The following is a 13,695-nucleotide window of genomic DNA, read 5'->3' as shown; positions in this document are numbered from 1 at the left end:
TGTGGCAACGAGCAGAGAGAGCGATGAGCAAAAACAGGCTACAACCCGGTTTGATGGCGATCCACAGCAACCATCCTGAAGCCCTGCGCGACGTGTTGGTGTCGTGGATGGCGGCCAATCCGCTGGCCGGGCTGGAAAACGAGCTGATTCTGGTTCAGAGCAACGGCATCGGACAGTGGCTGAAACTGGCGCTGGCGCGCGATGCCCGCGACGGCGGATGCGGCGTCGCGGCGGCGCTGGATGTGCAGTTGCCGTCGCGCTTTTTCTGGCAGGTTTACCGTGCGGTGCTGGGTCAGGAACAGGTGCCGGAAACTTCGCCGTTCGATAAATCCCTGCTGGTGTGGCGGCTGCTGCGGCTGCTGCCGGGTCTGCTCGCCCAGCCTGAATTTGCCGCGCTGGCGCGCTTTCTGCAGCAGGACGCCGACTTGCGCAAGCGCTACCAGCTGGCTGAGCGGCTGGCCGACCTGTTTGACCAGTATCAGGTGTATCGCGCCGACTGGCTGGCAGAGTGGGCCGCCGGGCATGATGTGCTGGCGACCAGCCGGCGCGGCGTGGAGCCATTGCCGGACGATCAGCGCTGGCAGCCCCTGCTGTGGCGGGCGCTGTTGCAGGATACCGGCGAGGCGCTGTCCGGCACCAGCCGTGCGGCGTTGCACCGGCGTTTTCTGGATGAAGTACAGCGGCGGGGAGACGCCGACCGACCGGCGGGATTGCCGTCCCGGGTGATGGTATTCGGTATTTCATCGCTGCCGCAGCAGGCGCTGGAACTGCTGGCGGCCATCGGTCGCTGGACCCAGATATTCATGTGCGTGCATAACCCGTGCGAGCACTATTGGGGCAACATCATTGCCGACAAGGATCTGCTGCGCGCCGAACGCGCCCGCCAGCAACGCAAACCCGGTATGCCGGAGGTCATCGCGCTGGAAGAACTGCATCAGCATGCCCACCCGCTGCTGGCGGCCTGGGGTAAACAAGGGCGCGATTACATCGGCCTGCTGGATGAATACGACCAGCGCGAGCAGTACGAACCGCTGTTGCAGCCGTTGATTTCACGCATTGATCTGTTCGACAGCAACGGCGAAGGCTGCCTGCTCAATCAACTGCAGGAAGACATTCGGGATTTGCGTCCGCTGGCGGAAAGCCGGGCGCGCTGGCCGGCCATCGATCCGCATCAGGACTGTTCGATCCGTTTTCATGTCGCGCATAGCGCGCAGCGTGAAGTGGAAGTGCTGCACGATCAACTGCTGGCGGCGTTTGCCGCCGACCCGACGCTGCGCCCGCGCGATGTGATTGTGATGGTGCCGGACATCAACGGCTACGCGCCGCATATTCAGGCGGTGTTTGGGCTGATCGATCGGCAGGACCCGCGCTATATCCCGTTCAGCGTAGCGGACCGCGGACCGCGTCAGAACAACCTGTTGCTGGCGGCGCTGGAGCGGTTGTTGAATTTGCCGCAGTCGCGCGTGGCGGTGAGCGACGTGCTGGATTTGCTGGAGGTGCCGGCGGTGCGCCAGCGGTTTGCCATCACCGAAGAGCAACTGCCGCTGCTGCAACGCTGGATTCGGGCCGCCAACGTGCGCTGGGGGCTGCATGCCCGCCAGCGTCAGAGCCTCGACCTGCCGGACGCGCCGGAACAGAACAGCTGGTTTTTCGGCCTGCGTCGCATGTTGCTGGGGTACGCGGTGGGCGCCGGCGACGCCTGGCGGGATATTGAGCCGCTGGATGAAATCGGCGGGCTGGATGCGGTGCTGGCCGGTCAACTGGCGTTGCTGCTCGACCGGCTGGATTACAGCTGGCAGCAGCTCTGTCAGCCCGCGACGCCGGTGCAATGGGGCGAGCGGTTACGCGCGCTGCTGAACACGTTTTTTGCGGCGGATGAGGGCGAAGACGGCTTCATGCTGCTGCAACTGGATGAAGGGTTGCAGAATTGGCTGGAGGCCTGCGAGTCGGTGGCGCTGGAACAGGCATTGCCGCTGTCGGTGGTGCGGGAGCACTGGCTGGGGCTGTTTGAGCAGTCGAGCCTGACCCAGCCTTTTTTTGCCGGCGCCGTCACCTTCGCCACGCTGATGCCGATGCGCGCCATCCCGTTTCGCCACGTCTGCCTGCTGGGCATGAACGATGGCGATTATCCCCGCAACCGGGTGCCGCTGGATTTCGACCTGATGGGGCAGGATTACCGCCCCGGCGACCGTTCCCGACGCGAAGACGACCGCTATCTGTTTCTGGAGGCGCTGCTGTCGGCGCGCGAGCAACTGTACATCAGTTGGGTGGGACGCAGTATCCACGATAACAGCGAGCGGCCGCCCTCGGTGCTGGTGGCGCAGTTGCGCGACCATCTGAGCAACGGCTGGCAGACTGCCGACGGGCAGGCGGTGTTGTCGGCGCTGACGGTGGAACACCGGTTACAGCCATTCAGCCCGGATTATTTTACCGCCGGTAGCCCGTTGTTCAGCTATGCCCGCGAATGGCGCGCCGGTCTGTTGCCGCAGGAGGTGTCGATGGCGGATGCTGCGCTGGACGAGTATCGGCAGGATGGCGTGCTGACGCTGCGTCAGCTGGCGGATTTTGTCCGCGACCCGGTGCGCAGTTTCTTCCGTCTGCGCCTTAACGTCTGGTTCGAGCAGGAAGACGCCACCAGTCAGGATCAGGAGCCGTTTGCCATTGATGCGCTGGAAAACTGGCGCCTGCAACATGAGCTGATTCAGGTGCAGCAAGCGGCGTTGCGCCAGCATATTCCCCGTGAACAGGCGCTGACGGAACAACTGGCGCGCATCGCCCGGCGCGGCGAACTGGCGCCGGGCGGCTTTACCGCGGTGCTGGAGCAGGATTTGGCGGAGCCGATGGCGGATCTGTTCACCCGTTATGAGCAGGAACGGGAAAAATGGCCGGAGTCGTCGCCTGACGAACCGCTATCGCTACCCGATATCCCGCTGGAAGACTGGCTGAACGAGCTGCGCGTCGACGAGCAGGGCAACCGGTGCCGGCTGGTGCTGGAAAGCGGCGGGTTGCTGCATGCTACGCGTCGCAGCTATCGGCTCGACAAGCTGGTGCCGTTCTGGGTGGCGCATCTGGCCGGGCACCTTGGCGGACAACCGTTGCACAGCACGCTGGTCAGCAAGAACGGCACCGTTCACCTGCCGGCGCTGGAGCCTGAGCAGGCGAAAGCCTACTGGCAGACGCTGGTGGAGGCCTGGCGGGAGGGGATGCGTTACCCGCTGCCGCTGGCGGTGAAGACCGGATTTCGCTGGCTGGAGGCGGGCGGAGAGCCGGATCAACCGCCGGACGACGAGGCGGGCAAGGCGGCGCGCCAGTGCTACGACGAGCATGATCCCGCCAACCGCAAGTTTGCCGAGTCGGCGTCTAACGCCTATCTGGCGCGGGCTTTCCCGAATTTCGACCAACTGTGGGCCAATGGCGAGTTCGCCCGCTGGACACAGCTATTGCTGGCGCCGCTGTACCAGACGCTGAAAGCGGCGTCGGCGAAAAATAAAAAACCAGGAGGCCAGTCATGACGGCGCGTGCGTTACCTTCTGTGCTGGATGTGCTGCGCTTTCCGCTTTCCGGCAGCCGCCTGATCGAAGCCAGCGCCGGCACCGGCAAAACCTTTACCATCGCCATGCTGTATGTGCGGCTGGTGCTGGGGCACGGCGGCGAGCAGGCGTTCTCGCGCCCGCTCAACCCGCCGGACATACTGGTGGTGACCTTTACCGATGCCGCCACCCGCGAGCTGCGCGATCGTATTCGCGCCCGGCTGGCGCAGGCGGCCGCTTACTTTCAGCCGGATGGCAAGGATGAGTCGGTCGATCCGTTGCTGCATGAACTGCGCGCCGACTACCCGCCGGAACAATGGCCGGACTGCGCGCGCAAATTGCAACTGGCCGCCGAATGGATGGATGAGGCGGCGGTGTCCACCATCCACAGTTGGTGTAACCGGATGCTGGGCGAACACGCTTTTGACAGCGGCAGCCTGTTTAACCAGACGCTGGAAACCGACCAGAGCGACTTGCTGCTGGAGGTGGTGCGCGATTACTGGCGGACGTTCTTTTTCCCGCTCGATGCCCGCGATGTGCTGGAACTGCGCGATAGCTGGCCGTCGCCGGAAAGCTTTTATCGCAGCGTGACGCCGCTGCTGGAGTACGCCGACGACATCGGCATCGATGACCTGCCCGCGCAGATTTTCAGCGCGGTCCGCGAAGAGAAAACGCGCCGGCTGGCGGCGCTAAAAGCGCCCTGGCCGCAGTGGTGTGGCGAGTTGCGCGACCTGCTGAACGAAGCGGTGGCACAGAAGCAGGCCAACGGACACAAGCTGCAGGCCCGCTATTTCGACCCGTGGCTGGACAAACTGCAACACTGGGCCGCCAGCGACGAGACGACGCTGGATATCGGCACCGGCTGGACGCGGCTCACCCCGCAAGGACTGCGGGAAGTTTGGAAAATCCCCGACGAGGCGCCGCAACATCCGGCATTGACCGCGATGGAGACGCTGCAACAGCAGTTAGACGCGCTGCCGGAACCGCGTAGTCAGTTACTGAGACACGCTTGTCGCTGGATAAGTCAGCGATTCCAGCACGAGCAGGAGAGCCGGGCGCAAATGGGGTTTCAGGACCTGCTGACCCGGCTGGATGCCGCATTGCGCGGCGACAACGGCGAGCGGCTGGCGCAGCGTATTCGCCGTCAGTTCCCGGTGGCGATGATCGACGAATTTCAGGACACCGACCCGCTGCAATACCGTATTTTCGATACCTTGTACCGGGTGGCGGACAACGACCCGCAGCAGGGACTGATCCTGATCGGCGACCCAAAACAGGCGATTTACGCGTTTCGCGGCGCCGATATCTACACCTATTTGCGCGCTCGCCGCGATACCGACGGGCGGCATTACACGCTGGGCACGAATTTCCGCTCTACTCAGGCGATGGTCGGCGCTGTCAATCAGGTGTTTATGCAGGCGGAAAACCGTGCCGACGGCGCGGGCGCGTTTCTGTTTCGGCAAAGCGACGGCGGCAATCCGGTGCCGTTTTTGCCGGTGCAGGCCAACGGGCGCGACGAGGCGTGGGTACTGGAGGGCGCTGACGCCGCGGCGCTGACCTGCTGGACGCCGGCGACGGACGAGCCGCTGTCGTCGGCGGAATACCGCCAGCGCATGGCCGCCGGTTGCGCCCGCGAAATGGTGCGGCTGCTGCAGCTCGGCGGGCAAGGTCGGGCCGGTTTTGCCGTACCGGGGCAGCCGCTGCGCCCGGTCAGACCGGGGGACATGGCGGTGCTGGTCAATACCGGGCGCGAAGCGATGGCGGTGCGTGCGCAACTGTCCGCTCGCGGCGTGCGCAGCGTGTATCTGTCGGACCGGGAGTCGGTCTTCGACAGCCCGCAGGCCGGCGAACTGCACTGCTGGCTGGCGGCCTGCGCCGATCCGGAGAACGATCGGCTGCTACGCGCCGCGCTGGCGACTCCCTCGCTGGGGCTAAGCTGGCAGGCGCTTGACCGCCTTAACCACGACGAGCAGGAGTGGGAACGCCGGGTAATGCAGTTTGTCCGCTACCAGAGCTGCTGGCGACAGCAGGGCGTATTGCCGATGCTGCGGCGGCTAATGTGGGAATTCGATGTGCCGCGCCGGTTGCTGGCCGCCGATAACGCCCGCGCGCTGACCGATGTGCTGCACCTGTCGGAATTGCTGCAACAGGCCAGCGTGCATCTGGACGGCGAGCACGCGCTGATCCGCTATCTGGCGGAGCAGTGTCAGGCGGATAATCCCGGCGGCGACACCCTGAAACTGCGGCTGGAAAGCGATGCCGATCTGGTGAAGGTGGTTACCGTCCACAAGTCCAAAGGGCTGGAGTATCCGCTGGTGTTTCTGCCGTTTGCCTGCGCGTTTCGTGCCGTCAGCCAGCGGGATGTGCCGCTGAAATTTCATGATGATGACGGGCAGCCGCGCCTTGAACTGACAGCCAGCGACGAGGCGGTGCGACGCGCCGACCATGAGCGGCTGGGCGAGGACCTGCGTAAATTTTATGTGGCGCTGACCCGCGCCCGCTACGCCATGTGGCTTGGCATGGCGCCGTTGAAAGAGCTGGAAAAAAGCGCGCCCGGTTACCTGCTCGGCGCCGGTGAACCGTTAGACCCGGCGCAGCTGGCGCAACAGTTGTCGGCCTGGTGCGGCGCGGACAGCCAGATTACGCCGTTGCCGGAAACGGACGAGGACATTTACCGCGCCGAACAGGATACGTCGGCGCTGGGGCAGGAGCCGCCGTTGCCGAATATGCGCAGCCACCGCTGGCGCATTACCAGCTATTCCGGGTTGCAACTGGCGCCGGAAGGGCATTACCGCGAATATCGTGAGCCTGCTGTGGGCGACGTGCCCGAAGTGCAGAGCGCGAAGCAGGAAACCTTTAGCGAACCGCAGGCAACAGCGGAGCGTCTGCCGCCGTTGCCGACCGGCCACGATATGTACAGTTTTCCTCGCGGGGCGGCGCCGGGCAGCTTTCTGCACGGCTTGCTGGAGTGGGCCGGAAAAGAGGGCTTTGCCGTGCTGGCGGCGGATCGGCCCCGGGTGGAGGATCAGGTGGCGCGGCGCTGTAACCGGCAAGGCTGGACACAGTGGATACCGATGCTTACCGATTGGCTGATGGCGTTGCTCAATCAGCCGCTGGCGCTGCCGACGCAGCCCGGCAGCGCAGTCTCACTGGCCGGGTTGAGGCAGTATCAGGTGGAAATGGAGTTCTGGTTTGCGCTCAGTCAGGTCGACACGCAAGTCTTGGATCAACAGGTCAGGGCCGCCACGCTGGCGGGCGAACCGCGAGCGATGCTGATGCGCGAACAGCTCAACGGCATGCTGAAAGGGTTTATCGATTTGGTGTTTGAACATCAGGGGCGCTACTACGTGCTGGACTACAAATCCAACTGGCTGGGGGCGGATGCCGCCGACTATGACCCACCGCGTATGGCGCGCGCCATGCTGGATCACCGTTACGATCTGCAACTGGCGTTGTATCTGTTTGCGTTGCACCGCTTGCTGAAGTCCCGCCTGCCGGATTACGACTACGACCGCCACGTCGGCGGCGCGTTATACCTGTTTTTGCGCGGCAGTCAGGCGCCGGGCGGCGGCGTCTGCGCCCAACGGCCGGACAAGGCGCTGATTGACGCGCTGGAGAGCCTGTTTAGCGGCGAAACGGAGGCGACGGCATGAACATGACCAGTCATGACGAATTAACCCTGTTGCTGGACCAGTGGGTGGGCTGCGGCTGGTTGCGGGAGCTGGACCGGGCGCTGGTGCGCTTCCTGCATCAGGAATGCCCTGATGCGTCGCCTTTGCTGCTGCTGGGGGCGGCGCTGGTCAGCTATCAGCTTGGGCGCGGGCATGTGTGCCTCGATCTGGGCGCCACGCTTGCCGACAGCGGGTTTTCGCTGGCGTTGCCGCCGGAAGGCGATCGTAGCGAAAACCGTAAGATCGCGCGTCCGGCGGAGGTGCTGGCGGGCGTTACCCTGTCGGCCTGGCAGGCGGCGTTGCAACAGCCGCAGTTGGTATCGTCGGGGGAAGGCTGCACGCCGCTGGTGCTGGTCGGCGCGCGTCTTTATCTGCGCCGCTACTGGCGGTATGAGCAGGATGTGCGGCACGCCATCACGCAGCAACTGAAACAAAACGACGCGCTGCGGGCGGCGATAGCGCCAGCGGCGCTGCGTCAGCGGCTGGATGCGCTGTTTCCTGGCGACGCGGCCGGCGCTGCCAACTGGCAGAAACTGGCCTGTGCGTTGGCGGCGGGCAGTGCCTTTAGCATTATCACCGGCGGGCCGGGCACCGGAAAAACCACCACCGTGGTGAAACTGCTGGCGCTGTTGCAATCGCTGGCGCTGGAACAGCACGGCAAACCGTTGCGTATTCGGCTGGCGGCGCCCACCGGCAAGGCGGCGGCCCGCCTGAACGAGTCGATTGCCGGGGCCATTGCCGGCCTGACGCTGGAGGGGCTGGCGCAGGGCGAGGCTATCCGGGAACAGATCAACAGCGAAGTGGTGACCTTGCACCGTTTGCTGGGCAGTCGGCCGGATACCCGGCATTTCCGGCACCATGCCGATAACCCGCTGATGCTGGATGTGCTGGTGGTGGACGAAGCGTCGATGGTGGATCTGGAGATGATGGCGGCGCTGCTGGCGGCGATGCCGGCCCGTTCCCGCCTGATTCTGCTGGGCGACAAGGATCAATTGGCGTCGGTGGAAGCCGGCGCGTTGATGGGCGAACTGTGTCAGCGCGCCGCACAGGGGCATTACCTGCCACAGACCCGCGACTGGCTACGGCAGGTCGCGGGGGAGACGCCGGACGATTCGCTGCTCGACCCGCAAGGCAGCGCGTTGGATCAATCCATCGCCATGCTGCGCCACAGCTATCGCTTTGGCGCCCACAGTGGCATCGGCCAACTGGCGGAGGCGGTGAATGCCGGCGACGTGGCGGCGCTGGCGTCGATCTGGCAGCAGGGGTATGCCGACCTGGCGCACCTGACGTTGACGGCGAATGATAACCGCACGCTGCGTGAATGGGTTATCGACGGCGCCGCCGATCGATTCGGCGCGCAGCCCTCTGCGGCTACGCCGGTGGGCTACGGCGGCTACCTGCGACGGATGGCCTCGACGCGGCCGGAACTGACGGCGCCGCAAAGCGAGTTCGACCTCTGGGCGGCGCAGATTCTGGACGCTTTCGGTCAGTTCCAACTGCTGTGCGCATTGCGTAACGGACCGTGGGGCGTCGACAGTATGAATGAGCGCATCGCCCATCTGCTGTATCGGGACGGCTTGCTGGCGGCCTGGCAAGGCTGGTATCCGGGGCGGCCGGTGATGGTGACCCGCAACGATTATAGTCAGCGGCTGATGAACGGCGATATCGGCATCACCCTACAGGTGCCGCTGCTCCAGCCGGACGGCTCACGGGGATGGGCTACCCGGGTGGCGTTTCCCGCCGGCGATGGCTCATCGGGCATCCGCTGGGTGCTGCCGGGGCGATTATCGGCGGTGGAAACGGTGTTCGCCATGACGGTGCACAAATCGCAAGGGTCGGAATTCGCCCACACCGCTTTACTGCTGCCGGAGTCCTTAAGCCCGATCCTGACCCGCGAACTGGTGTACACCGGCATTACCCGCGCCAAATACGCGTTCAGCCTCGGCTGCGTGGGGGAGCACAGTACGGTGCTGGCGGAAGCGGTCGGTCGGCGGGTATTACGGGTGAGCGGACTGGTGGAATAAACGGCGGTTATTCTTAAGGCGGCATGATGGATTATGCGATGATGCCGCCTGTCTGGAACAATTGGTGCCGTAATATAGCGATTTTTTAACGAATTATTATCTAAATAAGTAGTTTTGATAATACATTGACACTGAAATACATTTGGGAATTTGAGGTAAGTTGGGTACACTCCGTGGCGTCAACAGGGGCCACGAGTTTGTCAGTCGACGTCGTAGGACATAATGAAAACAACTTACTGTTAATTTAATAATGCATACTGAACAAAGAGATAATAGTGAATTGCTGCTCACTGAGTGGCAAGAGCTTGTTAATTTGACTCCTTCTGGCGCTCACCAATTATTGAGCGATTTATGCGAAGAAGAATTGCGTCAGCTGGTCAGCGTGTTTTACGACTATATGCTTCAGGATAAACAGGCCAGTATTTATCTCAATACCCAAAAAGTAGCCGATAAACTCAGTGAAAGTATGTATCACTGGCTACGTTCAGTATTGGGCAGCGCCAAAGGGTCATTATCTGTATTGCTGGAACGGCAGCAGCAGGTTGGCGTTATTCATGCGCGCATCGGCATTCCGACCGATCTGGTGGCCCGAGGGGCGCGTAAACTGAAAAATGAACTGTTCAAGCTGCTGGCCAGAAAACGAAACCTGGATGCCGCACTGATTAATCAGGCGGTCTGTTTTAGCAGTCTGGTTATGGATACTGCGATTGAGGCCATGACAACCGCGTATTCTCCCGGTTACAAAAGTGCGATGCGCGATCAGGAACGCTATCGCATTTTGTCGATTTATGATGATGTGAATGTTGAAAGGGAGCGGCAGCTTGGCGCATTAATGAATTGGGAGAATCAGTTCATTTATAACGTGGCGACCGGGCTGCCGTCTGAAGAGATTATCCTGCTGGAAAAATCGGAATTTGGCCTGTGGTTTTTTCATAAAGGCCGGCATTTGTTCAATGGTCCTGATTTATTGCAAAAGCTGGAGGGATTGATCCGGCAGGTGGATAGTCGGGTGAGAGAGACATTTCCCCATCACGTTGAAAATACGGCAATACGCACGCAATTATTACGCGACATCCGTCAGTTAATTGGGCAGGTTAATGCAATTCTGTGCTCAATGTTTGATGAATTGATCCGATTCGAAAATGGCAAGGACCCACTGACGAATCTGCTCAATCGTCGCTTCATCCCGACTATTATGCGGCGGGAAATCGCACTGGCTATCAGTTCGGGAAAACCCTTTATTCTGGCTATGATTGATATCGATCATTTTAAAAAGATCAATGATAGTTACGGGCATGAAACCGGCAATCTGACACTTAAGACGATCGCGACGAAAATATACGAAAGCGTGCGAAGCAGCGATTATGTTTTTCGTTATGGCGGCGAAGAGTTTATGGTGTTGCTGGTCGAAACCCAGGCGCAGCAAGCTTCCATGATCTTTGATTCGATTCGTCAAATGGTCGCCGGGTTGTCTATTCCGGCAATGGTGGAACAGGGGGTATCGGTGACCATCAGCGTTGGGATTGCCGAGTTCGATAACCACCCCGATTATCAGCAGCTTATCAAAAAGGCTGACAGTGCGTTGTATCAGGCCAAAGCTAACGGCCGCAATCGAATCGAGATATTTAATTAACGCAAAAATGCCGGTATTTACCCGGTCCCGCCAACCGGGATCGTTACGTTTGCCGTGGTGAAGGCGATTAGCGCATGGTTTAACGTTACGGCGATTGCCCGGCTTTGATGCGGTCGGTTTTGTTTGTTTGGCTGGGGAATGAATAGATCAGCTTCTTGAAGCGTTTACGCGTTGTCTGCTTTGAGGAGATTCCCGTTATGATGCGCATCATTTCCGTCGTGGCCGCCGGGCTGCTGATAAGTCCAACGCTTCACGCAACGCCGCTCAACTATACTATTTCAACCAATAAAACCGTCATTAAGCTTTCATGGCGCGCATTTGGCGGTACGTCACAGGCGTATCTGGATGGCGTAACCGGGGACGTTATGCTGGATTCCGCCAAAGAAATCGATGACCGTATTGAAGTGAAAATCCCCGTTGCGACGCTCGAAGCGTCCAACAGCCTGCTGACCTATCAGCTGAAAAGCGGCCTGTTTTTTGATGCAACACACTACCCCTGGATTGTTTTCACCAGCAGCAGAGTGGTGGCGCAAGGGCATGGTCACTTTCGTGTGTTTGGTTCGCTGTCCGTCAAAAACGTTCAGCGTCCGGTCATTCTGGAGGCGACGCTGGAGGAATATGGCGGTGCATCGCCGGCGGGGGGGACGTTGTTTCTCCATGCGACAACCGCTATTTCACGTTCGGCCTTTAATATGGATCGGTTTACGGCGCTGGTGGATGACAAGGTCGCGATTAATATTGACCTTCAGGCGCAAGTCCGACGCGCATTATAACCGTCCTCCCTTATAACAGTCCGTCCTTATAACAGCCCTCCCTTCGCGCTTTGGCTGTTGCAGCGTGGAGGGAAGGGCCGCGTTATGTCAGTGACGTCTGCAATCTGAGCGCGCTATCGGCCAGTTGTGAAACCGGATTGCGGCCGATCAATACGAACTGATAGCCTCCGGTATGCCACCAGGCAAGGTGCATTCCATGCCGTTGTTCATTGTTGATCGCCGTTGCGCTTCGCTGCTGCTCCGGGGAGATGCACAATGCCATCGGCCCGTAATCGGCATGCATCCAGGCAATTTGGGCGATTGAGGTGCTGTCGTAGCGCAGCATACGTACCATTTTCAGCTCGGCGCCTTGAATAGCGAGCTGCTGTTCGTTCAGATGAATGCCGATGTCCTGCGCGGTACGCGCCAGTCCCCGAGCCAGAGCGGACGATGAACTGTCCATGTCGAGCAGTGTTTCAGCGCTGTACAGTGACATGTATTGGGCCTCAAGATCGCGAATTTTCTCGCTATCGTTACGAACAGCCGAGGCGGGGCGCGCAAGATAGCCCAACCCTGAGCCAATCACCAGAAAACTGAGCGAGGCGGCAATCAGCGAACGGCGGCTAACCCCGATGCGAGGCGGCGTTTCTCCCACGACGGGAGTCGCCGCCAGCAGTTGCTCAAGTCGATTCTGCATCCGGGCCTGGGGCGCGTCATCAAGTAAAGGTGCGAAGGCTTCTTTAAACGCCAGATCGCTTTTTTGCAGCCTGGCGATGCGTTCGGCAAGCTGATCGTCATTCCTGAGCAACTGCTCGAACTGCTGCGCGTCGGTGTCATTCATCTCGCCGTCAAGCCAGGCGACGATAGCTTCGTCACTGTAGGGGGGCGTAAAATTTATTGTTCTCATGAACGTTTTTCCTTCGCGGGCGTCTGGGCGTCAACCGATTTGACCAGAATTGTTCGTGCCGCCGCCAGCCGGCTCATAATCGTGCCGATCGGTACCGATAACGTGTCTGCCGCCTCCTGATAGGTAAACCCTTCGACATAAACTAAAAATATGGCATTGCGCTGCGCTTCAGGAAGCGCGTTTACCCGTTGCATGATTTTCTGGTAATGCCGGCGATCGTCATTCAGCGCGTGGGTGTCCGGCGCCGGCAACTCATCGCTTTCGACAAATCCTTGCCCCATACGCACACGGCTGGCGCGCAGATCGGAAATCCAGATGGAGTGAAGAATGGAGAACAACCATCTGTCGATGCGGGTTCCCGGCGTAAATTGCGCGCTCTTTTCAAGCGCGCGAACGCAGGTGGACTGCACTAATTCTTCAGCAACATCGTGACTGCGCGAGAGCACCAGACCATAACGCCACAGGCGTGTCAGATGCGCGGCAAGCTGCTGGCGAACGTCACTGGTAGTGATTTTTTTGTCCTCGCGGTGATACTCAGGATTCAGGATGCCCGTTAATAGCAGCCTGTAAGTCACGATACTCTTCGCAGCTTTGGCCGCACAGGCTGGCGATCGTTTTCAGTTGCTCCCGCGCCAGATCGGGGCGGCCTTTCACCAGCCACGCTTCACCAAGATATTCGCGTACTTTGGCATAATTCGGGTTGAGCGCCAGCGAGCGTTGATAATAGCCGATGCCTTCGTCGGTACGCCCGAGTTTTCGCGTGGCGTAACCCCGGTAGTTCCAGGCTTCGGCGGTATTGCCATTTTTCAGGGTATCGAGCAGGTTCAGCGCCGCCTGATACTCACCTTTTTTAGCCAGGTGATAAGCGTAGTTGGTCTTATCCTGGTCGCTCAGTCGGCTGGTTTTTTCAGGGACACACTGTTTCGTCGCGCTGTTATAAACCTGTCCGGCCGGGCAATCCGGCGTTTTACTGTTGGTATCGTCGTCGCCTGCAGCCAAGACCTGCGGGATATGCAAAGAAAATAGCAGTACCGGGATGGTTAGACGGCGAGCGATAGAGAGTTGGAAAGAAGAAACAGGGTTCATTTTATTTACTCCTGGGTGAATGCGTGGTGTAAGTGATGGGTAAACGCATCAGCGGTCATTTCTATTCACCGATTATTTTTATTTCACCGATT

8 protein-coding genes are annotated in these 13,695 nt (G+C 60.3%); 5 read left to right on the top strand and 3 right to left on the bottom strand.

Annotated features, from left to right (window positions below; all coding sequences use genetic code 11):
- Nucleotides 1-23: 23 nt before the first annotated feature.
- From recC to CPA59_RS11640, 5 genes are all read left to right on the top strand, one after another.
- Nucleotides 24-3,512 (top strand): exodeoxyribonuclease V subunit gamma, encoded by a 3,489-nt coding sequence (gene recC / locus CPA59_RS11660; protein WP_107759441.1) that lies wholly within the window; start codon nt 24-26, stop codon nt 3,510-3,512.
- The gene (gene recB, locus CPA59_RS11655) at nt 3,509-7,183 is read left to right on the top strand and encodes an exodeoxyribonuclease V subunit beta (protein ID WP_107759439.1); all 3,675 of its coding nucleotides are present in this window, start codon (nt 3,509-3,511) and stop codon (nt 7,181-7,183) included. The genes recC and recB overlap by 4 nt, the downstream gene beginning before the upstream one ends.
- Nucleotides 7,180-9,225 carry an exodeoxyribonuclease V subunit alpha gene (gene recD, locus CPA59_RS11650; protein WP_107759437.1) on the top strand — a complete coding sequence of 682 codons (2,046 nt, stop codon included), beginning with the start codon at nt 7,180-7,182 and terminating at the stop codon, nt 9,223-9,225. The genes recB and recD overlap by 4 nt, the downstream gene beginning before the upstream one ends.
- A 250-nt stretch (nt 9,226-9,475) precedes the next feature.
- A complete protein-coding gene (locus CPA59_RS11645) occupies nt 9,476-10,858 on the top strand; it encodes a diguanylate cyclase (protein WP_107759435.1) in 1,383 nt (460 codons plus the stop codon).
- Nucleotides 10,859-11,055: 197 nt separating this feature from the next.
- Entirely contained in the window at nt 11,056-11,631 is a 576-nt protein-coding gene (locus tag CPA59_RS11640; protein WP_038919130.1) for a YceI family protein, read from the top strand.
- An 82-nt stretch (nt 11,632-11,713) separates the two neighbouring features.
- Here CPA59_RS11640 and CPA59_RS11635 read toward each other — a convergent pair whose 3' ends face one another.
- The 3 genes from CPA59_RS11635 to CPA59_RS11625 are packed head-to-tail and all read right to left on the bottom strand — an operon-like array spanning nt 11,714 to nt 13,603.
- On the bottom strand, nt 11,714-12,517 hold the full coding sequence (locus tag CPA59_RS11635; RefSeq protein WP_049855414.1) for an anti-sigma factor: 804 nt from the start codon (nt 12,515-12,517) through the stop codon (nt 11,714-11,716).
- Nucleotides 12,514-13,092 carry a sigma-70 family RNA polymerase sigma factor gene (locus tag CPA59_RS11630; RefSeq protein ID WP_369831403.1) on the bottom strand — a complete coding sequence of 193 codons (579 nt, stop codon included), beginning with the start codon at nt 13,090-13,092 and terminating at the stop codon, nt 12,514-12,516. The genes CPA59_RS11635 and CPA59_RS11630 overlap by 4 nt, the downstream gene beginning before the upstream one ends.
- Entirely contained in the window at nt 13,052-13,603 is a 552-nt protein-coding gene (locus CPA59_RS11625) for a tetratricopeptide repeat protein (protein ID WP_049855415.1), read from the bottom strand. The genes CPA59_RS11630 and CPA59_RS11625 overlap by 41 nt, the downstream gene beginning before the upstream one ends.
- Between the last annotated feature and the right edge of the window lie 92 nt (nt 13,604-13,695).

The organism is Dickeya sp. Secpp 1600 (assembly GCF_003049805.1).
In the GTDB taxonomy this organism is placed as follows: domain Bacteria; phylum Pseudomonadota; class Gammaproteobacteria; order Enterobacterales; family Enterobacteriaceae; genus Dickeya; species Dickeya fangzhongdai.
Note: the sequence above shows the minus strand (reverse complement) of the source record. Positions and strands in the feature narration are given on the sequence as shown.

What these genes read in the sequence shown, in the direction of transcription:
- recC (WP_107759441.1), top strand. Translation starts at nt 24, where the DNA reads ATGAGCAAAAACAGGCTACAACCCGGTTTGATGGCGATCCACAGCAAC.
- recB (WP_107759439.1), top strand. Translation starts at nt 3,509, where the DNA reads ATGACGGCGCGTGCGTTACCTTCTGTGCTGGATGTGCTGCGCTTTCCG.
- recD (WP_107759437.1), top strand. Translation starts at nt 7,180, where the DNA reads ATGAACATGACCAGTCATGACGAATTAACCCTGTTGCTGGACCAGTGG.
- CPA59_RS11645 (WP_107759435.1), top strand. Translation starts at nt 9,476, where the DNA reads ATGCATACTGAACAAAGAGATAATAGTGAATTGCTGCTCACTGAGTGG.
- CPA59_RS11640 (WP_038919130.1), top strand. Translation starts at nt 11,056, where the DNA reads ATGATGCGCATCATTTCCGTCGTGGCCGCCGGGCTGCTGATAAGTCCA.
- CPA59_RS11635 (WP_049855414.1), bottom strand. Translation starts at nt 12,517, where the DNA reads ATGAGAACAATAAATTTTACGCCCCCCTACAGTGACGAAGCTATCGTC.
- CPA59_RS11625 (WP_049855415.1), bottom strand. Translation starts at nt 13,603, where the DNA reads ATGAACCCTGTTTCTTCTTTCCAACTCTCTATCGCTCGCCGTCTAACC.